Origin of the sequence: Actinotignum schaalii, assembly GCF_028864145.1 — a bacterium.
GTDB lineage: Bacteria > Actinomycetota > Actinomycetes > Actinomycetales > Actinomycetaceae > Actinotignum > Actinotignum schaalii_B.
The window spans coordinates 66062-87924 of the sequence record NZ_JARBHJ010000001.1 but is presented as its reverse complement, the minus strand read 5'-3'; the positions used below and the strand labels follow the sequence as shown (position 1 = coordinate 87924).

Here is a 21863-nt window from a genome sequence, read left to right as displayed (position 1 = left end):
GGGCATCCCTCATGCCGCCGGCATGATCAGCTGCTGCGTTGCGGCAATGTGCTACGTTGCCGAGGGAATAATGAGGGCGTATCCATATACGCAGGCGGTGAGGAGCGCCAAACCCCAGGTCACGGAGTGGCGCAGCTTGATCCAGGCGGCAGCGGCGCAGAAGAGCGGGATAAGAACCATCCCGTAGCGGTGCTGCATAAAGGTGAGTGAGCCGGAAAGAATATTGAACCCGAGCACCACCGCCGGAGCGATGCCGAGGAAAGAAACCGCGGCTGCCTGGCAGAAACGCTGCGCCAAAGTGGAGTGACGTTCCAGGATCCAGGCCACGCTTACAATGGCGGTAATTCCCAGCCAGAGCACCACACTCGCGAAGGGTGATTTCGGATATTGCTCGGAAGTCCCGCCAATGCCAGCGAAAATAATTTGAAGCGCATCATCGGTCATATAGGGCAACTGACGAAGATCAAGCGCCCCGGTAGGATCCACCACAATATCCGGGCGTGCCACCGGAATGAACGTGCGAATAACCAGCCAGGCACCGCCTGCTATCGCGGAGACCAACCCGAGGGCACCAATTTCCCACCAGCGCGGCAGCTTAGCGGGATCAGCAGCGGCTTTCTTACCCCAGCCGTGGCCGGGCCGTATCCGGTACCACACCAGGAAAATGAGGGCTGCCACCACCGCGAAAATATTTTGCATTTTCACCACGCAGGCCACCGCGGAGATGAGGATGAGCCAGCCGATTGACCACTGCCGGCGCGCGTAGAAAATACTCCCGAAGATAATAAGGGTGCCAACAAGGAGGTTGAGCGCGTCCGGGGTGATATAGCAATTCGTGGTGCGGAACGTGGGCATGGACGTGATAAGGAGCGGCACCGTGAGCGCCATCGCCCAGGTGGCACCAACACGGCGCATCCCCCACGCCAGCACCGTCATACCCACCACCAACCAGAGCACGCTGGTGAGGCGAGCGCTACCCAGCAAGCCCATTCCCAGCATGGTGAAGGGCTTGGCTAGCCAGGCGGTCAGGAAGTAATAGACCGGCGAATGCACCCCGGCGGTGGTATAACCCGCGAAGGGAAGCTTCTCATCCGGGAAATCTCCCCCGCACACCCCGATGGTTGCCGAGCTGACCGGATTGGAACCGAAACCGAGGCAGGCCAGCACCTCACGGGCATAAGAGTCCGTGGTCATCCCGTCACGTACCACGATCCCGCGCCCGGCCTTATCTACCGCGTCGAGGTACACGTATTCATCGAAGGGAGACAGGTGCGGATTGGTCGTGATGAAGTGAAGGTTGAGCGCCCCGCCCAGAATTCCGAAGAACACTAGGACGGCTAACCACACGACCCAGGGGCGCCCGGCGCTGATTCTACGGAACCGCGACAAGAGAGCCGCCCGATGCTGAGAGTGTTGCGGAGACGACTCGGCCCGAGGTGCCCGAGCATCCGCGTGTGTGGCTGCAACCATGGATTTCCTTGAGATGGACAACGTTTCACTTGCCGCGTTATCTTATCGCGAACGACCGCCCCTCATATAGGGCACACAGCACGAGCGTTCGTTCAAGCTCGGGCTTAAATGGCCTAAAATCAAAGAATGACTTCTGAGCAAGACAGACACCCACGTCTCGTCGTCCTCATTCCGGCCTGGAATGAAGAAGAGGCACTGCCGGCGGTTCTCACCGAATTACGCCAGGCAGTTCCGCACGCATCCCTCGTGGTCATTAACGATTGCTCCCGGGATGCCACCGCGCAGGTGGCCGCGGCCGGCGGGGCTACTGTCCTCAATTTGCCCATTAACCTCGGGGTGGGCGGGGCTATGCGCACCGGCTACCTGTACGCCTGGCGGCACGGATTTGACCGCGCTGTGCAGGTAGATGCCGATGGCCAGCACCGCCCCGAAGATATTGCTCGCCTGGCGGCCCGCATGGATGAGACCGGTGCCGATATTGTGATCGGGGCGCGTTTTGCCGAGCGGGGCTCCTATCGGGTGCGCGGCCCGCGCGCCTGGGCTATGCGATTTCTTTCCAAGGTACTCTCCCGCGTGCATCACACCCGGCTCACGGATACCACCTCGGGTTTCAAGCTAACGAACCGGAGGGCCATCGGGGTCCTCGCTGATGAGCTCCCGGCTGAATACCTGGGCGATACCATCGAAGCGCTTATTATCGCCAGCAAAGCTGGGCTGCGCGTCACCCAGGTAGGGGTGGAGATGCGCGAACGGCAGGGTGGCACTCCCTCCCATAACCCGCTCAAAGCCGCACGTCTGTTGCTGCGCGGTATTATCGCCATGGCGGTAGCTTCCACCCGCCCCGGCCAAAAAGATCTCGACGGAACCGAAGGAAGGCAATAACGTGCTGTACCGCCTCTTGCCCATCGCCGCGAGCATCCTCTTCCTTATATATCTGTTTATCTTGCTGCGCTCCCGGCGGATGAAACAAACCTACGTGTATATCTGGTTCCTTATCGGTATCGGCCTGCTCGTTATTTCAATCTGGCCCCAGGTTGTTTTCCTCGTTTCCCAAGCCCTCGGTTTCAAACGCGCCTCCAATATGATTTTGGTGATCGCGTGCGTGGTGCTGCTCATGGTAACGATCCAGCTCTCTACCGCAGTCTCCCGGTTGGAAGAAGACCGGCGGCGTTTGGCTGAAGAAATAGCTTTGCTACGCGCGGAACGCGCGACGCCCCTACCTGAGGCGTAAACTTCATGTGCATCAAATAAAGGAAGGACTTCCATGCGCATTCTTGTCACCGGTGGTGCCGGTTTTATCGGAGCGGCGATGTCAACGTACCTTGCCGACCATCACGACCAGGTTATCGCTTTCGATAACCTGCATCCGCAGATCCACCCGGATCATCAGCCCACGGCCGGCTTCGATAAGCGCGTGGAGCTCTACGAAGCCGATGTGACCGATCCGGCCGCCTGGGATGCCCTGCTGGAGCGCTTCACCCCGGATGTCGTTGTCCATTTGGCGGCAGAAACCGGAACCGGGCAGTCCCTGACCGAATCCACCCGGCACGCCTCCGTGAACGTGGTGGGCACCACCACGATGCTCGATGCTTTTGCGCGCCACCAGGTGATCCCGCAGCGCATCGTCCTCGCCTCTTCGCGCGCGGTCTACGGTGAGGGTGCCTGGCGGCACACCTCCGGGGAACACGCCGGTGAGCTGTTCTACCCCGGTTCGCGCACGGTGGCCATGTTTGAAAAAGAAGAATGGGATTTCCCGGAGGCGGAGCCGGTGGCCATGAATGCCAGCCTGGTGGAGCCCCATCCTTCTTCGGTGTACGCGGTGACCAAGATCGCCCAGGAACAGCTCCTGCGCATGTGGGGCGATGCTTTCGGCTGCGAGATCGGGATTGTACGCCTGCAAAACGTGTACGGCCCCGGCCAAACGCCCTCCAATCCCTACACCGGGATCATGTCCCTCTTCTGCCGCGTTGCCTACAATAAGCAACAGATTTCCGTGTATGAGGACGGCCTCATCCGCCGCGATTTCATCATTATTGATGATGTGGCCCGCGCCCTCATTAAAATGATCGAAATTGAGAAGTGCCCCGCCGTTTCCGTGGATATCGGAGCGGGCCACTACACCACCATCCTCGAAGCCGCCCAAATTATCGCGAAGATTTACGGGGCTCCCGAACCGAAGATCACCGGCCAGTGGCGCCACGGGGATGTGCGCCACGCCTGGGCGGATCCGCAGCCGGCCCGCGAGCTCCTCGGTTTCGAAGCCGAGGTAGACGTGGAAGAAGGCTTCGCACGCCTTGCTTCCTGGATTAACACCCAGACCCAGTATCTCTAAACCTGAAACGATAGCGCGGTGTGCGGCGACGACCCGGTAACGGCGTCGTCGCCCCCACCGTGCTGGGACCACACGAAGGAACGTATGCGCACCTGGCTTGACCCCCGCAATAACTCGCTGAATTTGATTCGGCTGGTTTTTGCGCTCATGGTACTTTTCCACCACGTGGGGCCGGTGACCCAGCTCGTCGGGGAATTCGAAATCACGCCCGGTGAATCGGTAGGCGCCTGGGCTGTTTTCGGTTTCTTCATGATTTCCGGGTATCTCATTACCGCGGCCCGGCTGCGTTCGGATGTGGGGCGCTACCTCAAGAATCGCGTGGTGCGCATTTTCCCGGCGTTCCTATTCATCAATGTGGTAACCGCTTTCCTCCTCGCGCCCTTCGTCTATCTGCTCGACCACGGTACCCTGGACGGCTATCTCACCACCGGTCCCACTCCCATCAGCTATATCCTGGGCAATTTCTTCCTCTACATGAACCAGTGGGGCATCGCGGATACCCTCCACAATGTTCCCTACCCCATCGCCTGGAACGGCTCGCTGTGGTCGCTCTACTACGAGTTCGTGTGCTATCTCATTGTGGGCGCGCTGCTCACCATCCCCTTCTTCAAGCGGCACATCTGGCCCACCGCCGCAATTTTCCTGGGCACCTGCGCGCTGCGGGTCTTCCTCCCCACCGCCACGGTGTACCTGGGCACGATGAACGGCACACTTGACCAGCTTTCACGCCTGCTCCCCTTCTTCTTCGGTGGCTCACTCCTCTTCTTGGCCAAAGACCGCCTGAGCCTGACCACCTGGGGAGCCCTGGGCGCCGCTGTTGCGGCCGTCGCCATCATGGTGGTGGCCCCGCATTCCGGGCCGCAGATTTCCGCGCCACTTCTCACTTACGTGCTGCTGTGGATCGGGCAGACGCTTCCCTCCCCGCGTCTCTTCCAGGTCCACGATTTCAGCTACGGCATCTACATCTGGGGATTCCCGCTCACCCAGCTCCTCACCCGCCTCGGCCTTGCGGACGCGGCCCCCTACCTCGTTTTCTGCGCTGTTCTTTTTGTGCTTACCGCATTGGGCGCGGCATTCTCCTGGTTCCTGGTGGAACGACCCGCCATGCGAGCCTCGCGCGGTAAGAAAAATCCCTTCGGAGAGTTGCGCGCGCCGGCGCGCTAGGGCGTGCGAAGAGGCGCGCTGCGGGGCGTGCGTCGTCGTAAAAAACGACGACGCCGGGGCCTACCTGCCCAGCAGGTGACGCAGCAGCGTACGCACCCCGGTGGAGCTGCGCTCCTTGAGGGCCCGCGGCAGCAAGGTAGCAGCGTAGAGGCGCGAGGTGGCGTGCACGTGGGCTGCCCGCTGGGCCTTCCTCCAACCGCGCTTTTTCATCTCCGCGGCCGCGAGCGCGAAATAGCGCCGCTCCCCAGCGAAGCGGGTACCGTCCAGAAGCTTGGAAGCAGAAGCGGAAGAATCGTGGCGGCGGTAGCGGAAGCAGACCGTAGGTTCCACGAGCAGAGAGGCACCGGCAGCCAGCATATCGACGACAATGGCGAGATCCTGGATCAGGGGGAAACCAGCGCGGAAGGGGGTGGCGCGAATCGTCTCGGTGCGGAAAACCAGGGAGGGCCAGTAGAGCCAGTCCCCGGTGAGAAGGACCGCCGCCGCTCCCTCCCCGGAAATAACATTGCCCATCCGGGTGGAGCGCTTGCGCAGGGAAGTTTTGATGCGATCCCCGAGCGGCGAAATAACCGTGCCCTGCGCGTCAATGGGGCGCACGCCGGGCTGAATAATATCGATGGTGGGGTGAGCGGCAATAGCGGCCTGGATGGTCGAAACGAAATTCGGTTCCATCAGGTCATCGCAGCCCATGAACATCATGTATTCCGCGGTGGCCAGCTTGAGGCAGGTCTCGTAGTTTTCGGTAATGCCCCGATTCGTTTCATTACGAATATAGGTGACGCGCTCATCATGAAGGTTGGCGAAATACTCGGGCACGCTCTCATCGGGATAGCAATCATCCACCACGGTGAGCTTCCACTCATCGCTATCCTGGGCCAGGACCGATTCCACGGTTTGGAAGAGGTAGTCCGGGTTACCCCAGAAGGGCAGCATGATATCGAGGCGCATCGGGCATATCCTTTCCGTGGCGAAGCCGCTTGCTGTTTCGCCGCCATCTGTACTAGCGCCTATTATGGCACGGGTGCGCTCAGGGTGCGGGTCCACACGGGCCGGACGTGCATAGCCGGCCGCCCGAAGTGTGCCGCGCCCTATACTTAAGAAATCCCGCGAAGAGAAAGGCCATCCGTGATGTCCACCGCCGCTGGCCAGAGCTCAGAAACTGCCGGAGCTGCCCTGCCCGTTGCCCTGGGGGGTGCCTCCGGGGCGCTCTCCGGTTTCTTTATTACGGTGGTGAGTGCGCGTTCGCTCTCCCCTACCGATAACACCCTGTTTTTGACGTTCTGGGCTGCCCTGTTCGCCATTATTGCGATCGTGGCGGGGCTCCAAAATGAGGTGACGCGGGCGGTGCGCCGCGACCGGGTGGAAGGCCGCGAGCGGGTGGAAGGCAGCGCGGGCGTGGCATCCGGGGCCGCGGGGCCGCGGGGCCGCACCTCACCGGTCCTCATCTGCGCGGGGGTAGGCGTATGTGCCGCACTGCTGGTGCTGGCCGCCACGCCGCTGTGGCTGCGGGTATTTCACGGGTTTTCCGGGCGTGCCCTTCTTATTGGTTTTATTGCACTAGGGGTACTCCTCAACAGCGTGCATTTGGGACTCCTCGGAGTTTTCGCGGGGCGCGGGAACTGGAAAGTTTTCGGTACTCTCACCTCGCTGGAACCGGCCCTGCGTTTCCTCTTCATTGCGATAGCTGGATATCTCAGCCTTGCGCTCCACCTCTACGCCCTCGCCTGCGTGCTGGCCTGCGGTACCTGGCTGCTGCTCAGCGTCGCGCCGGGAATGCGGGCTTTGGCGCGCACCCGCATCAATATTGCGCCGCGGGGCTTGGTGCGCCGCCTCCTGCTGGCCATGGCCGCCACCGGGGCCAGCGCGCTCCTCATTAACGGTTTCCCCCTCCTGATGAGCCTAACTACCGAGCCGGAGGTGTTCTCCCAGGCCGCTCCGCTCATTCAAGCGGTATCTGTAACCCGCGCGCCCCTCATGCTTCCCCTGGTGGCTTTCCAGTCCATGGTGATCACGGTCTTCGTCCAGCACCCCGAGCGCACCCGCGGTTATTTGCTACGGCTGGCCGTTATTGTGGGAGGAATTGGCGGGATTGGCGCCCTGGCCGCCGCCGCGTGCGGCCCGTGGCTCATGGCGGTTATCTTCGGATCGGCTTATGCGAATACTCCCCTGACGCTGGGATTATTGGTTCTTGCCGCAGCCTGCCTGGCTCTTCTTACGCTCACCGGGGCGGTGGCGCTGGCCGCCGATCACCACCGCCTCAATATTCTGGGGTGGTGCGTGGCCCTGCTGGTCTGCGTCGCCCTGATGCTCCTCCCCATTTCTTTGGACATACGCACGGTTGTTTCCCTGGTCGCGGGCCCGCTGCTGGGCAGCATCTGCCATATCCTCGGTCTGGTGCGCCGCACCCGCTAACACTGCATGGCGCCCGATAGAGCCCGATAGCACGCCAGAAGCTTGGGGACCTTCGGGGCCGGGCGGGATGCACCGGGCCGCGCGCGGGTACCATGGAGACTACTGAGCTGACCTAGGAGGAATCATGGCACGGGTATCCGTTATCACTCCCGCCTACCGCGGTGAGGACACCATTCGGCGCGCGGTTGTATCGGTCCTGGGCCAAACAATGCCCGATGTGGAGCTCATCGTTGTGGATGATCACTCCCCCGATAACACCGCCGGCGTGCTGCACGACCTGGAAAAAGAACTGGCCGATACCCGCCTCACCGTGATCTACCACGAGAACAATACCGGGGTATCCGGGGCGCGAAACTCCGCCCTCGGCCGCGCTTCCGGTGACTATATTGCCTTCCTCGACGGGGATGATTATTGGGAACCCACCTATCTGGAACGGATGCTGCGTGAAGTGGAAAGCGCGCCCGGTACCGATGTGGTGTGCTGCGGGCGCACCATTCATCTCTCCAATGGCCACACGCGCACCGAGCACTCCCGTTTCCTCGGTACCCTGGAGGGCCCGGAGGCGGTGCGAGCTTTCCTCACCGATAACCTCACCCCGTTCCTCTGGGATAAGCTTTTCGCCGCCGCCACGTTCGAGGGTTTGCGTTTCCCCGAGCATATTCACCGCGGGGAAGATCAAGTTGTTGCCGCGATAGCGCTTTCCCGGGCCCGGCAGGTCACCTCCATTCCCGATGCCCTAGCCAATTACGTGGTGGGGACCCAGTCCCTCACCTGGGGCCGTGTTCCCGATCCGCAAGAATATGAGGATGCCGCACGTTTCCTAGCCGAAAAGCTCGGGCCGGAATGGATGGCAGAACCGAAAAACCTTTCCGCTTTTTTGGTGTACCGTACCCTCGCCATGATGATTTTGGCGCAATCCGCCATGCGTTCGGAGAAGGACACCGCGGATATCGTGCGCTCGGCACGGCGTGCTCTTAGCTTGCCCATGCTGCGCGCCACCGCGCAGGCCCGCCCGCAGCTAGCGGCCGGAGCCGCCCTGCTGCGTACGTGCCCGGCACTCTATCGCAAGATCTACCTGCGTTACGTGCGCAGCACCTACGCCATCGCGGATTAGGAGCGGCGCTTAGAAAGCCCAGCGCCACCCCGAACCCGGAACACCCCAGGGGTTGTAGACCAGATAGCCGTGCTCCAGGGAGGTTTCCAGGACCACCTTGCCGGCCGCGCTTTCTCCCGGATTGATAAAGGGGGTTACCCGTTCCGCGGCGGGATAGCACGCGTACGATGCCACCGAGTGGCTATCTTCCTGGATATTTCCATCCTGGTCCGTGAGGTGGAAGGCATCCCGATCCAGGGTGAGGAAGGGAGCATCCGGGTCGTACGCGGCATAATCGGCTGCCATCTGCGCATTGAGATCAACCACGAGGAAAGTGCCGTTCTCGGCAGTGACCACCGCTGGTTCCGCGATGCGTGAGGGGCACTCCTGCGCCCGTGCAATATCCGTGACAGTCAGGGTGAACGCAGCCCGAGTGGCGCCGTCGACCGAAAGACCTACCGGCACCCCAAGCTGAGCTTCCACGTCCCCGCTCGGAGCAATCGCAACCGGGCGGCCCCCTTCCGCCCCATCATTAACCGCGGCGCGTTCCTGCGCAGTCCCGGAGCCGTTCCCGCTGGTCGCAGCGCCGCCGGGCGCCGCGCTCGCCACCGGAATGGGGGTGACCGGATCGGGATCACCCACCGCGGTGCTCGCGCAGCCACTCAGACCCGTGAGCGCGGCTAGGCTCAGCCCAACGAGCGCATGTCCGATGGTCCACCGGTTCGCGCGCCTGTCACGCCCGGACGAAAGTGCGGGTTGTGCGGTGTGAATACTGTGCGTCATCTCGTTATCTTTCCTTTTCCTCACCACGCGTTCTTAGAAGCGGTGGAAATCGCCGTGGGGTACCACGTAGCCCCAGCGCCGCGCGAAATCCTGCCGCCATGTGGTTGCCACGTACATCCACGCCGGCCCGTCTACGGTGGTAACAAGGTCACGGGTGTAATTCATGTGGTTGGGGTTCCCGCCCGGAACATAACCTTCCCAATCATCCATTTGCGCCATTTTTGCGTCATAATTCCACGGTCCATACGTGAGGAGATCCCCGCGCAGCCCGTGCGGGCCGGGCAGGGCCCACGGCCACGGATTCCACCGCGGACCGGTGATCCACAGTTCATAATCCGGCACGGAGCTTTCTTTGATCCCGGAGTAGTTATTAACAACGTAGGCAGCTTCTTCGCCCTGACGTAATGTTCCGTAGACCAGAATGGGGTATCCGCCGGAATTGGGACCAAGGTTGGGCGGGCGCTGACTATTGGGGGCCGGCGGTACGTAATCGCGGCGCACCGCCAGGGTGTCTACACCATCGCGGTCCCAGTCACCCACCAGCACGTTATCTCCGTGGCGCCCGTAGGAGAACTCCGTGGAGGCATCCCCACCGGAAACAGTGGAATTATTGACGTAGTACATATTGCCGCGGCGCACCGCGAAACTATCGATACCATCGCCATCCCAGTCACCGACCAGAACGGTATCCCCGTGGCGCCCGAAAGAGAAAACCGTGAAATTCTCGTCATCATCAAGAACATTGCTGACGTAGAACATATTGCCGCGCCGAATAGCGAGGGTATCGGTGCCGTCCCCGTTCCAATCCCCCGCGATCACTTCATCATCGGGCTCACCGAAGGTGAAGGTATGTTCCCCGCCCCCGGTGGTGAGCTCATTGCGCACGAAATATGTATTGCCGCGGCGAATAAGAACGGTATCGCCCACCACCGCATCCCAATTACCGATAAGGAATTGGTCGGTGGGCAGCCCGAATTTAAAGTGGATATCCGCATCTCCGGACAAGAAGTTGTTTTTCATATAGAAATCAGAGCCACGGTTCACGCCGAGGGTGTCGCGGCCATCGCCGTTCCAATCCCCGGAAAATACCACATCGGTATGCCGCCCGTAGGACATCTCCACGTCGGCTTTACCCGAGGTAAGAGAGTTTTTGAAGAAATAGTAGTTCCCTGCACCCTCGTCCAGCGCGGGAGTGCCCTGCGCTGCCGGCATGAGCCCCAGCGAGCTCACGATAAGCGCCAGCACTGCGATGATGCCAAGCAGCAACGCTGCGGTGCGGTTACGCGCGTGTGAATACCTCTCCAAGAGAACCTCCTCGGGTTGTTCGCGCCCCGGCATGGTGGATGGGCCCAGGCCGCGATGCGTGGACGATAGTTCCAGCCTAAACCCTACAGGGGGCACAATAGTGGAGATCGCCTCTGACGTACTCCAATTAAGAAGGGTGTGCTCACTCTTTACCCCGTAGTTCCGGGTAGAATTAGCCACGAACTGACCCACGAAAGGAATAATATGCGTGTCCTGGTTACCGGCGGTGCCGGATTTATTGGCGCGAATTTCGTTCACCAAACCGTTGAGGATTATCCGGATGCCGAAGTTGTCGTCCTGGATAAACTCACGTACGCGGGTAATCCCAAGTCCATTGAGGGCCTGGACCGCGTCACCCTGGTCCAGGGCGATATTGCGGATATGGATACCGTTGATCCCCTGGTCAAGGACTGCGATCTGGTGGTGAATTTCGCGGCGGAATCCCACAACGATAATTCTCTCGTTGATCCCTCCCCCTTCATCCGCTCCAACCTGGTGGGCACCTACACGATTCTGGAAGCAGTACGGCGCCACGGCGTGCGCCTCCACCATATTTCCACCGACGAAGTGTACGGGGACCTGGAGATTGACGAACCGCGCCGCTTCCAGGATGGCGATCCCTATATCGCGTCCTCCCCGTATTCGGCTTCCAAGGCCGGCTCGGACCTGCTGGTGCGTGCCTGGGTGCGTTCCTTCGGGGTGGAAGCCACCATTTCTAATTGCTCGAATAACTACGGTCCCTATCAGCACGTGGAGAAATTCATTCCGCGTACCGTCACCAACCTTCTGGATGGTATCCGCCCGCGTATCTACGGCACCGGCCTCCAGGTGCGCGATTGGATCCACGTGCGCGATCACAATGTGGCCGTGTGGGAGATCATCAACAAGGGCCGGATCGGGGAAACCTACCTCATCGGCGCGGATGGCGAAAAGAATAACCTCGAGGTCGTCAAGATGATTCTCCAGGAATTCGGTCGCGAACCCGATGATTTCGATCATGTGAATGACCGCCCCGGTCACGATCAGCGCTACGCCATCGATAACTCCAAGCTGGTGGAAGAAACCGGCTGGCAGCCGAAGTTCAAGGACTTCGCCGCGGGTCTGCATGACACCGTGGAATGGTACAAGGCCAATGAAGAGTGGTGGCGCCCGCAGAAGGAAGCCGTGGAGGCTAAGTACGCCAAGACCGGCCACTAAAGCGCCGTCTGTGCCGCTGCCCCGCTCGCATCATTCTCCGCTTGGCACCGTGAGTGCCCCGGAGCGCGAGCGGGGCAGCGCTATTCGTGGAAGCCTACCCGCGCGTTTCTCCGTGTCCCACCGGCCCGGGCGCGGCAGGCCGGCTATACTGTACGCAACCCAAGAGCTAGGAGCATCATGCAGATTGCTGTGATCGGGCTGGGCTACGTGGGCTTGGCCAACGCCGTCCTTCTTGCCCAACACCACGATGTTGTCGGATCGGATCTGAATCCCGCGAAAGTGGATGCGATTAACGCCCGCACCTCCCCGATCCAGGATGCCAGAATCGAAGAGTTCCTCGCTACCAAGCCTCTTTCGCTGCGTGCTACCACCTCAAATATTGAGGCCCTGGCGGGTGCTGACTACGCCGTTATCGCCACCCCCACCGATTATGATACGGAGACCAATGCCTTCGATACGGCCTCGGTGGAGAGTGCAATCGCGCAGGTAGCTGAGGCGAATCCCAGCGCCGTCGTCGTTATTAAATCCACTATCCCCATCGGTTTTACCGCGCGGATGCAAGAAACGTTCCCGCAACTCCGCATCGTCTTTTCCCCGGAGTTTTTACGTGAGGGTAAAGCGCTGCAAGATAATCTCAACCCGTCCCGCATTGTTGTTTCGGGCGACGACGCCGCAGCCGCCCACTTTGCCCAGTTGCTAAGCGAGGGAGCCGAGGCGCGCGACGTCCCGATTATCCAGGTGGGAACCCGGGAAGCCGAAGCTATCAAGCTCTTCTCCAATACCTATCTGGCTATGCGGGTCGCATATTTCAATGAGCTTGATTCTTTCGCGCTGGCGCGCGGCCTCAACGCCGCGGAGATTATCCGCGGGGTGGGTCTGGATCCGCGCATCGGGGATCATTACAATAATCCCTCTTTCGGTTACGGCGGCTACTGCCTGCCCAAGGACACCAAGGAATTACGCGCGGACTTCCAGGGCGTGCCCGAAAATCTCATGTCCGCGATCGTGGAATCCAATGACACCCGAATTGAATTCCTCGCTAGCCGCCTCGCCTCGGCCGGCTACACCACGGTGGGCATCTATAAGGTCGCGATGAAATCAGGTTCGGATAATCACCGGGCTTCGGCCGCTCTGAGCCTCGCGGCGCAGTTGCACGCGCGCGGTGTGGGAGTGCTCGTTTACGATCCGGCACTGGTGCCGGGCGCCCTCGGGGATATTCCGGTTCTGGATTCCTGGGAGGAATTCCAGGATCGCGCGGACGTGATCATCACGAATCGCCTGGACGGCACCATGCCGGAAACCTCCACGCCGGTGCTCACCCGCGATATTTTCGGGCGGGACTAGCGCGCTCGGGCACAGCGCGCACTGCATCTACGTACTTATACGTAACGGGCCGGGGATACTCGCGTCGCAGCGAAGTTTCCCCGGCCCGTACCTTGTAAGGCTGGTGCTCTCGCCTTACCGCGAGCGCACCACCCCGAGGGTCTGGCCCCCCTGGCCATCCCAATCACCGAAAATGACCATATCGCTGTGGCGCCCGTACGTAACATCTTCTACTACTTCCGGGCCGCTGAGCGGACCGCGCACCACGTATACATTCCCGCGGCGCACCACGAGGGTGGAGCGTTGGGGCTCAATCTTCGCGGCGAGCACCTCGTCACCCGGGTTCCCGTAGGCCATTTCCGCGGAAACTGCGCTGGTGGCAAGGTTATCCGTAAAGACAAAGACATTGCCGCGCCGCACCGCCAGGGTGTCCACGCCATCCCCGTTCCAATCGCCCACCAGCCAGGTATCCCCCGGGTTACCGAAGCAGTAAACCGCATCGGCCGGGCCGGACGTGAGGGAATTGCGCACGAGGAGCAGGTTGCCGCGCCGCACCGCGAAGGTGTCCACGCCGTCCCCGTTCCAATCGCCCACATAGACTTCATCGCCGGCGCGCCCGAAGCTAAAGACCCGGGTGGCAACCCCGGAGGTGAGGTTATCGCGCACGTGGAAAATATTGGAGCGGCGAATCGCCAGGGTATCGCGCCCGTCGCCGTTCCAGTCGCCGGTGAGGATTTCATCGCCGCGCAGGCCGTAGTCCATCACAATATCGGCGGTGCGTCCCCAGCCATTAGCGAGGAAGAAGCGCGGCGGGAAAGGCGCCACGCGGGAGGAGGGCCGCGGGTTGCTCGGCGCGGGAGCCGGCGGGGCGGGCGGGCGCGGTGCCGGTGGCTGGGTGGGGCGCGGCGCGGGCTGCGTCGTCGTACCACCACCGGAACGCAATTGCGTATAGATACGGTAGGCGTTCTCACGAATGGAACCGATGGAATCGTAGATCGTGCCCGGGCAGGAAGTGTTGCCCACATCGCGGTGCCCCACAATACGCGGCATAGCTTCACCGGAACGGTAACGCGCCGAATTATTGCGCTGCGGGATGGTCAGCGAGGTGGTGCCGCGCGGATCCAGGCCCGCGAGCGCGAATTTCCAGCCGGCCACATCCGCGAGGGTGTTGAGAATAGTTTGCGAGGGGCGGTGATCCGCGGTAAATGTGCCGAGCACGGAGACGCCCATCGTGCCGGTATTACGCCCGGCGGCGTGCGCACCAATGGCCATGGTGCCGTCCTGGGATTGCAGCGTGCCGTAGCGACCTTCCCACTTCCCGCCGTATTTATCGACGATCACGTTATAACCAATATCGCCCCAATCGCGGGTGACGGCATGGAAAGCGTAAATTCCGCGGATAACGTTCGGCACTCCGGCCTGGCTGTAATTATTCGAGCCGGCGGTGTGATGGATAACCATCCCCTGGAAGGGTGCGTATTCCACCGGCCAGGTCATGAGGGAACGATCCGCACCCCAATCGGCCCGGGTATGGATCCCGCGGGTGCCGATGCGGTTGGTCCAATCGCGGGAGGTGGGCAGCAGGCCGTTCGCAACCACGCTGCCCTGCTCGAGGGTGCCCCCGGCGCGTGCGGCGGAAAGCGACGCACCCACGGCCGGAATTTCTTCTTCGCCCTCTTCGGGATTGACCACCGGATCGGTTTCGGTGCCGCGTTCGGGCAGAATCGGCGCAGTTTCGGCCTCCTCCACCTCGACGGTATCACCCTCGGCGGTATAGGCGATATCGATGCGCAGGCCTGCGGGCAGCGGACCCTCGCCCTGGGTGATACGCACCTGAATGCCGGTGGATTCCCCGGAGACGTTATATTCCGTTCCGGGCCGTTCGCGCTCAGTTTGCGATTCCTCGCCCACTTCGTACCAATCCGACCACTGCTGCCCGTCCAGGGTGCGCATTTCAATGGAGGCACCCTCGGGTAGCGTTTCGCCGCGGTTCCAGGTCAGCCCCGCCACCGCGAAAGGCTCGTCCACCCGCACCGGACTGGTAAATACCGCGTAGCTATCACCCAGCTCAGCACCGGTTGCGGTGTTGCCCGCGTCCGTTCCCGGTCCGGCTTCCTTCTCTGCCTCCGCGTTTTCAGCACCGCTATTGTCTGCGCGCAGCGCGTGGGCACGCACCGCATTCGGTACGACGGCGCCCGCGCGGGCGGCACTCGCTTCCCGGGTGGCTTCGGATTCCTCGCTGGGTTGCGATGTCTCGCGCGGCTCAGCTTCCTTGCCGGAGCCGGGCGTGCCCTCCACGGTTTCCTCCAGCTGCGCGGTGGCGGTAGTGGTTAAGGCTCCCGCTTCCGTGGTGAGTGGAATAACAATACTGCCCTGTGCATCATCGTTCTCGGCAAAAGCGTAGCCCACAATCGGGACGGCAAGACCGGCACCCGCTACTGCGAGCACGGTTCCAAGAACAAGGCCGCGACGTTTGGTCATATTTCCCTCCGGTTCACGCTGCCCGTGACGATACGAAGTCATGCGGGCAGCTTCCAGACTTACCTTACGGCAAAAGTCCCAACTTTCACACCCTTAACTCCGCTTTACTTTAACCTCATAAAAATACATCAATGTCATTATCATTGCGGCCACGGAGCGCGGTGTGGAGCCGCCTCGCGGATATTCGCAGCTCCACTCTGATTTTAATACGCTTTAGTTAGCGGGAACGACGACGCGCCGCGCGCGCCGCCCGCACGTGCATCTGGGCGCGCAGCGCGAGCCCACCCCGGATCGCCCAGCGCAGCGGCGCCTGCCAGGGGCGTGCGTAGACACTATCGATATAGTGCGCCGCGCTGCGGTGATGTTCCCGCAGCATGGCAGCCGGCTGGTCTTTCCAGGAGGCGCCCTGGGAATGGATAACCTCCGCCGCGGGGAAGAAAACCGATTGCCACTTCGCCCGGGCCAGGGCCTCCCCCAAGGCCACATCTTCAAAGAACATGAAATAGGAATCATCGAAACCACCCACGGCTTCGAAAGCTTCGCGCCGCAGCAGCAGGCAGGCGCCGGAAAGCCAGTCCACCGGATGAGCCCGGGTGACATCCGCATTGGAGCGGTAGGAGCGGGAGAAGGGATTATTCGGCCACACATTCCCCAGCAGCGCGTGCCCCACCCCGGAAACGATGCGCGGGAATTGCCGCGCCGACGGATAAATCTCCCCTTCGGGTGTGCGGATCAGCGGACCGAGGGCGCCGGCCCGCGGGAAGTTTTCCGCACCGCGTACCAGGGCATCGAGGGAGCCGGGGGTAAAGACCACATCGGGGTTGGCCACCACCAACCATTCCCCACTGAAATCGCAGGCCCCGCGGTTGGCGGCCCGCCCGTAGCCGATATTTTCGCCGGTGCGCAGCACCTGCGCCCCGTACACGGCGGCTACCCGATCCACTTCGCCGTGCTCCGAACCGTTATCCACAATGATGCATTCGTAGGCATCATGCAGGGCTGCCGGGAGGGAGGCGAGAAAAACTTCCAGTTCCGGCCCGGGATTAAAAGCCACGGTGATGACACGAATGCGCATGGCACTAGCCTAGCCGAGCCACGCACCTCCCGCCCGCGCCACCGTGCTTAACACCGCAGTGCGGCGCTTCTTCCAGCGGGCGACGCGCCCGAACCCCTATGATGAGGTAGTGGCAAAAAACTCACGCGCCGCGGCGCATCTGATCGGGGGCCGCCGCACCTCTTCGTGGTGGCGGGTCGTGCTGCTTGTGCTGCTCGCGCTCCTCCTCACTTTCGGGACGGCACTGTGGTCCGCGTGGGCGCGCTACCAGGGAAATATCACCCGGGCTGATATTGATGACCTGGTTCCTTCCGCCGCCGCGGCAGAACCGGTAGATCCTTCCGCGGGCCGCCCGCTCAATATCCTCATTCTCGGCTCCGATGTGCGCAGCGGGGATTCCGATATTGATAACGCCGGCGAGTCGGGAGAAGTCGGCGGGATGCGCGCGGATACCACCATGATCATGCATATCAGCGCTGATCGCAGCCGCGTGGATATTGTCTCCGTGCCCCGCGATACCCTCGTGGATATTCCTTCCTGCACGATCCGTACATCCTCGGGCGGTTCGGAAACGGTCACCACCCGCCCCGCCCCAGAAACGATGTTCAACTCCGCTTTCGCCATCGGCGGCCAGTACGGGGATGTGGCCAGCGCGGCGGCCTGCACCATGACCACCCTCCACAAGATGACCGGCATTACTTTCAACGGTTATATCGTGGTGGATTTCGCTTCCTTTATTTCTACGGTGGATGCTCTGGGCGGGGTTCCCATGTACTTCGCGGACGATCTGTACGACGAACGCGCCGGCCTCGATATCGCTTCCGGTTGCCGCCTCCTCAACGGCACCCAGGCCCTGGCCCTGGCTCGGGCCCGCTACAGCGTGGGAGACGGCTCGGATATTTCCCGCATCGGCCGCCAGCACGAATTGGTGAGCGCGGTGGCCGCTGAGACCCTCCGCTCCAATCTCCTCACCGATTTCCCCCGCCTCATGCGCCTGCTCGACGCCGCAACCCAATCCCTGCAAACCTCCCAGGAAATCGGCTCCATCAGCAATATTGTGGGCCTGGCAAATTCGCTGCGCTCCCTCAATCCGGCCAATATTCGTTTCTGGACCATGCCTTTCGCGTGGGCGGGTAACCGCGTGGTCGCCACCGATTCCGCGGATTACGTGTGGGAGGCACTGCGCCGCGATGTTCCGGTACGTGCGGAGAAGAATGCCGACGGCGTTTTCGTGGGCCTGCCCCCGGAAGGTAGCCCGGATGCGCTTCCCAGTGCCACCGCGAGCGCTGCAGCCGGCACCGCCAGCGACGCTGAGGGGCCTGCGAGCGCCGCGGAATCCACCACCAGTGGTGATACCGAAGCCGCCGCCTCATCCGAAAGCCCAGCAGTTGAAGCGGAGCCGGAGGGCGATGCATCCGCGTCACACGCTCCCACCACCGCCCAAAGCACCGAGTTGGCGCCTGTATGCACCCGAGAGAATGCGATTCCCTGAGTATGAACCGTTTCCATGGGGCTACCCCGCCGCCGTCGTTCCCACCTAAGCGCAAGCTTCCGCGCCCATCCTCGCAGGGCGCCCAAGCGGTGGGACGCGGCCGCACTGTGCCACCCGCAGCACGCGAACACTACGCCGATACTCCGGGCGCTACCCGGGCCGCCGGAGCTCCGCGCCGGCCCGCCCCCGTGCAGCCCCCGAGCTTTGCTCCGCAGCGCCAGGGGGCACCCGCTCGTCCGGCAGAGTCCTTCGAGCAGGCACCTTCCTATCCCCCGGTAGTTTCCTACCCGCCGGCGCGCCCCGCCGCGCAGGCTGCACCGGCCGCCGCCCACCCGCTTCCCGGCGCTGATCGCTATCCGGCACCGGATACGCCCGGGATGGGTGCGCCTGCCGGGCGGACCCGGCGCCGCCACCCGTGGCGCTGGGTTGCTGGCATCGTCGTCGTTCTTCTTATTCTTGCGGTGACCTGGCCCGCCTACCTGTTCTTCTACGGTAATTCCAAGCTGACCCGAACGGATGCGCTGAGCGGGGCCGGTGCAACGAGCGGAACCACGTACCTTATTGTGGGCTCGGATGTGCGCGAAGCGGACGGCATTGACGACCCGACCGAGGGCGAACGCGCGGATACCATTATGTTGCTCCACGTGCCCGAATCCGGGGCGCCCGCGCTGGTCTCCCTCCCGCGTGATTCCTACGTGAATGTTCCCGGGGAGGGCGAACAAAAGCTCAATTCTTCCTTTGCGCTGGGCGGGCCGCGCCTCCTGGTGGAAACGGTTGAGGAGCTCTCCGGGATGACGGTGGACCACTACATCCAGATTTCTATGGCCGGGGTGCAGCAGATTGTGGACGCGGCCGGCGGAGTGCGCCTGTGTTACGACGACGACGTGGACGATGCGGACTCTGGCATGGTATGGGAAGCTGGCTGCCACAATACAAACGGCGCCCAAGCCCTCGCTTTCGCGCGGATGCGCAAATCCGATCCGCTGGGTGACCTCGGGCGTACCAACCGGCAACGCCAGGTGGTGTCCTCCCTGATTAGCAAGCTGAAGACCCCGGCAACGCTGGTGGATTTCCCGCTGCAGCGGCGCATGGTCGGCACCGCCGGCTCCATTCTCACGGTAGATCGCGATACCTCGCTGTACAACGTGGGGCGGGCCGGGCTGGCGCTCGGGAGCGTGCTGGGCGAAGGCGGCCTGGCCGGGGTTCCCCCCATCGCTGATCTTGATTACCGAGCTAACGGGCAATCCAATGTGCTCCTCGATCCGCAGCGTACCCCGGAATTCTTCCGGAAAATGCGCGAGGGGAGCCTGACTCCGGCCGATATGCTTCCCGCTTTCTAAAGCGTGATAGTCTCAGCTCGATGACTGCCCCAGCACCGGAACCAACCCCAGCACCGCGTTCTTCCACCCGCGCCCGGGTGGAGAAATTGCTGCGCCGTTTGCTCAAGGGCCAGACCTTCCGGCAGTGGCTCGTGGAATTCCTGCAGTTCTGCACGGTGGGGCTGGGGGCCTATATCGTCAATGTGGGTATTTTTAATCTGCTGGCTCATACCGGACTGGTGCGGCTGCCGGGCGACCAATCCATGACGGCGAAAGTCATATCCGTTACGCTGTCCGTGATTTTCTCCTGGGTGGCTAATCGCTTGTGGACGTTCCGCAGCCAGCGCTCCACCGAAAAAATGCGTGAATTCCTGCAATTCGTGGCGGTGAATCTGTGCGGAATGGCGATTGAGCTGGGTTGCTTGTGGTTCTCCCGCTACGTGCTGGATATGCGCTCCCAGCTGGCCGATAATATTTCCTCCAATGTGGTGGGGCTAATTTTGGGCACCGCCTGCCGCTACGTGCTCTACCGCTACGTGGTGTTCCGGGTGCGCGACTAGCGCCGCGGATTTTAGAAACGCCGCCTGCGGGCACCCACCGAAATTTCGCCACCCGCGGGGAAAACCTTCGCCGGGTCAAGAGCAGCCGGGAGCGCGGCAAGGACCACCGAAAAAACAGGAGGCCGCGCCTGGGATAATTCCAGCCGCCCGCCATTGCGTTCGGCTAGTTGGCGGGCGAGCGGCAGGCCGAATCCGGTGGACCCGCCCAGGGAAAATCCCTGGGTGAAAATAGCTTCCACGAATTCGGGAGCGACTCCCTCTCCCTCGTCACTAATATCGATAATGACGCCCCGGCCGGCTGGGCGCGAGGTAACCGCCGTCGTCCCTGCCCCGTATTTCAGCGAGTTTTCCACGCACGTGGCAATGATTTGGGAGAGCGCCCCGGGATCAGAGAGCACCGGGCCGTGCTCGCCCACCGTGAAGACCACTTTCCGGCCTGCCGCCGCGAAAGCCCGCTCCCACTCCACACCCTGCTGGGCAAAAATGGGTTGCAACGCCACCGCCTCCGTGGCACTTTCCTGAGCACGCGAGGCGTGAAGCAGATCGGTCACCACTCCGGTCAGGCGTTCCACCTGTTCCAGGCAACGCGTAGCTTCTTCTTTAACGTCCGGATCCTTGCTGAGGTACTGGATTTCCTCCAGACGCATGGATAGCGAGGTGAGCGGAGTGCGTAGCTGGTGGGAGGCATCGGCCGCGAATTGTCGTTCAGCGGAAAGCCTGCCGGCCATGCGATCCGCGGCGCGCGCGATCTCCTCAAAGACCAGGTCAATTTCTTCAATTCCCGAGGGCGCCATTTGCGGGCGGGTGGTTCCCGCTCCCAGCTGTTCGGCAGCGGCAGCCAGGTAGATAAGCGGCGCGGAAATGCGGCGCGAGACCCGCATGGCGATCCCCACCGCCACCAAAATAGCTACGATAATCGCCAGGATTTCCGCCCCTAAGAAGAGCACCATATCCCGCCGGGCCCGCCCCTCATCAAGGGCATTGCGCGGGATCGTCACCCCGCCCATCACCAGCGCGGGAATCCCGACCAGTAAAATAGCCGCCAGCGCGGTGCGGATCGTCATCCGCAAAGAACGTGCGCGCATCGGTTCTTCTTAGTGAGTTTCGAAACGGAAGCCCAGTCCCCGCACCGTGGAGATATAGCGAGGACTATCAACGTCGTCGCCCAATTTACGGCGCAACCACGAAATATGCATATCAAGTTTCTTCGAGGAGGAACCGTTTTCATCCCCCCACACTTCACTGAGCAGCAGTTCACGTGACACGGCATCCCCCGCCCTGCGAATCAGCGCGGTAAGCAAATCAAATTCTTTAGCGGTGAGTGGCAGCTCCACTCCCTCGCGTAGCGCCCGGCGCGCCCCGGTATCCACCGAAATATCTTGGGCATTGAGATGGTCATTGCCCTGCTCGGTACGCCGCAGCAACGCCCGCACCCGAGCCAGCAGCTCCGCGAGCCGGAAAGGCTTCGTGACGTAATCATCCGCCCCGCTATCCAAGCCCACCACCATATCCACTTCTTCGGTGCGTGCGGTAAGAATGAGAATGGGGAAAGTATGGCCCTCCCCGCGAGCCTGCCGCGCTACCTCGAGGCCATCCATATCCGGCAGACCGAGGTCCAAGACCATAATATCGACCCCGTTGGTGAGCTGGTCCAGCGCATCCCGCCCGGTAGCAACCAGGTCCACGGTGTACCCTTCCCGCCCGAGCGCGCGGGCCAGCGGTCCGGAAATAGCGGCATCATCCTCAACAAGAAGCAAAGTAGTCACACTGAAAGTCTAAGCTATTTTCTTTTTTCACTCAGGGCCTGTGCCCCGGGGCGTGAAACGGGCGTAAGCCAGCCCCGGAGCGGCTTTCTCGATACACGCGAAAGCACCCGTT

At 62.0% G+C, this 21863-nt stretch carries 19 protein-coding genes; 11 read left to right on the top strand and 8 right to left on the bottom strand.

Annotation, left to right across the window (positions count from 1 at the left end):
• Positions 1–51: 51 nt before the first annotated feature.
• Positions 52–1329, bottom strand: a complete 1278-nt coding sequence (locus tag PWJ82_RS00385; RefSeq protein WP_274732854.1) for a glycosyltransferase family 39 protein — start codon at positions 1327–1329, stop codon at positions 52–54.
• 267 nt (positions 1330–1596) lie between these two features.
• On the opposite strand from PWJ82_RS00385, the gene PWJ82_RS00380 reads away from it, so the two are divergent.
• The 4 genes from PWJ82_RS00380 (at position 1597) to PWJ82_RS00365 (ending at position 4966) form a co-directional block, all read left to right on the top strand.
• The gene (locus PWJ82_RS00380) at positions 1597–2352 is read left to right on the top strand and encodes a glycosyltransferase family 2 protein (RefSeq protein WP_126135045.1); all 756 of its coding nucleotides are present in this window, start codon (positions 1597–1599) and stop codon (positions 2350–2352) included.
• A 1-nt stretch (position 2353) separates the two neighbouring features.
• Entirely contained in the window at positions 2354–2701 is a 348-nt protein-coding gene (locus PWJ82_RS00375) for a DUF2304 domain-containing protein (RefSeq protein WP_274732855.1), read from the top strand.
• 33 nt (positions 2702–2734) lie between these two features.
• Entirely contained in the window at positions 2735–3802 is a 1068-nt protein-coding gene (locus PWJ82_RS00370; protein ID WP_274732856.1) for an NAD-dependent epimerase/dehydratase family protein, read from the top strand.
• An 84-nt stretch (positions 3803–3886) separates the two neighbouring features.
• Entirely contained in the window at positions 3887–4966 is a 1080-nt protein-coding gene (locus PWJ82_RS00365; RefSeq protein WP_274732858.1) for an acyltransferase family protein, read from the top strand.
• 60 nt (positions 4967–5026) lie between these two features.
• On the opposite strand, the gene PWJ82_RS00360 is transcribed toward PWJ82_RS00365, so the two are convergent.
• The gene (locus PWJ82_RS00360; protein WP_274732859.1) at positions 5027–5914 is read right to left on the bottom strand and encodes a glycosyltransferase family 2 protein; all 888 of its coding nucleotides are present in this window, start codon (positions 5912–5914) and stop codon (positions 5027–5029) included.
• Between the two features lie 180 nt (positions 5915–6094).
• On the opposite strand from PWJ82_RS00360, the gene PWJ82_RS00355 reads away from it, so the two are divergent.
• Both PWJ82_RS00355 and PWJ82_RS00350 read left to right on the top strand, forming a co-directional pair.
• Positions 6095–7378, top strand: coding sequence for a hypothetical protein (locus PWJ82_RS00355; RefSeq protein ID WP_274732860.1), 1284 nt, complete (start codon positions 6095–6097; stop codon positions 7376–7378).
• Positions 7379–7502: 124 nt separating this feature from the next.
• Positions 7503–8492: a glycosyltransferase family 2 protein gene (locus PWJ82_RS00350; protein ID WP_274732861.1), complete on the top strand. Its 990-nt coding sequence runs from the start codon at positions 7503–7505 to the stop codon at positions 8490–8492.
• Positions 8493–8501: 9 nt separating this feature from the next.
• Here PWJ82_RS00350 and PWJ82_RS00345 read toward each other — a convergent pair whose 3' ends face one another.
• The gene (locus tag PWJ82_RS00345) at positions 8502–9254 is read right to left on the bottom strand and encodes a hypothetical protein (protein WP_274732863.1); all 753 of its coding nucleotides are present in this window, start codon (positions 9252–9254) and stop codon (positions 8502–8504) included.
• A 33-nt stretch (positions 9255–9287) separates the two neighbouring features.
• Positions 9288–10559, bottom strand: a complete 1272-nt coding sequence (locus tag PWJ82_RS00340) for a gamma-glutamylcyclotransferase family protein (protein WP_274734828.1) — start codon at positions 10557–10559, stop codon at positions 9288–9290.
• 204 nt (positions 10560–10763) lie between these two features.
• On the opposite strand from PWJ82_RS00340, the gene rfbB reads away from it, so the two are divergent.
• A complete protein-coding gene (gene rfbB / locus PWJ82_RS00335; protein WP_016443166.1) occupies positions 10764–11756 on the top strand; it encodes a dTDP-glucose 4,6-dehydratase in 993 nt (330 codons plus the stop codon).
• A 177-nt stretch (positions 11757–11933) separates the two neighbouring features.
• Positions 11934–13100, top strand: coding sequence for a nucleotide sugar dehydrogenase (locus PWJ82_RS00330; protein WP_274732868.1), 1167 nt, complete (start codon positions 11934–11936; stop codon positions 13098–13100).
• Positions 13101–13214: 114 nt separating this feature from the next.
• Here PWJ82_RS00330 and PWJ82_RS00325 read toward each other — a convergent pair whose 3' ends face one another.
• Positions 13215–15602, bottom strand: coding sequence for an N-acetylmuramoyl-L-alanine amidase (locus PWJ82_RS00325; protein WP_274732869.1), 2388 nt, complete (start codon positions 15600–15602; stop codon positions 13215–13217).
• Positions 15603–15777: 175 nt separating this feature from the next.
• Positions 15778–16635 (bottom strand): glycosyltransferase family 2 protein, encoded by an 858-nt coding sequence (locus tag PWJ82_RS00320; protein WP_274732870.1) that lies wholly within the window; start codon positions 16633–16635, stop codon positions 15778–15780.
• 109 nt (positions 16636–16744) lie between these two features.
• Here PWJ82_RS00320 and PWJ82_RS00315 point away from each other — a divergent pair, with 109 nt between their 5' ends.
• The 3 genes from PWJ82_RS00315 to PWJ82_RS00305 are packed head-to-tail and all read left to right on the top strand — an operon-like array spanning position 16745 to position 19985.
• Entirely contained in the window at positions 16745–18106 is a 1362-nt protein-coding gene (locus tag PWJ82_RS00315) for an LCP family protein (protein WP_274732872.1), read from the top strand.
• Positions 18107–18108: 2 nt separating this feature from the next.
• On the top strand, positions 18109–19446 hold the full coding sequence (locus PWJ82_RS00310) for an LCP family protein (protein WP_274732873.1): 1338 nt from the start codon (positions 18109–18111) through the stop codon (positions 19444–19446).
• A gap of 20 nt (positions 19447–19466) precedes the next feature.
• On the top strand, positions 19467–19985 hold the full coding sequence (locus PWJ82_RS00305) for a GtrA family protein (RefSeq protein WP_274734827.1): 519 nt from the start codon (positions 19467–19469) through the stop codon (positions 19983–19985).
• An 11-nt stretch (positions 19986–19996) separates the two neighbouring features.
• Here the strand turns inward: PWJ82_RS00305 and PWJ82_RS00300 are convergent, their stop codons facing one another.
• Complete coding sequence (locus PWJ82_RS00300) at positions 19997–21070, bottom strand: sensor histidine kinase (protein ID WP_016443173.1); 1074 nt, start codon at positions 21068–21070, stop codon at positions 19997–19999.
• A 9-nt stretch (positions 21071–21079) separates the two neighbouring features.
• Complete coding sequence (locus PWJ82_RS00295; RefSeq protein WP_274734826.1) at positions 21080–21751, bottom strand: response regulator transcription factor; 672 nt, start codon at positions 21749–21751, stop codon at positions 21080–21082.
• Positions 21752–21863: the final 112 nt, after the last annotated feature.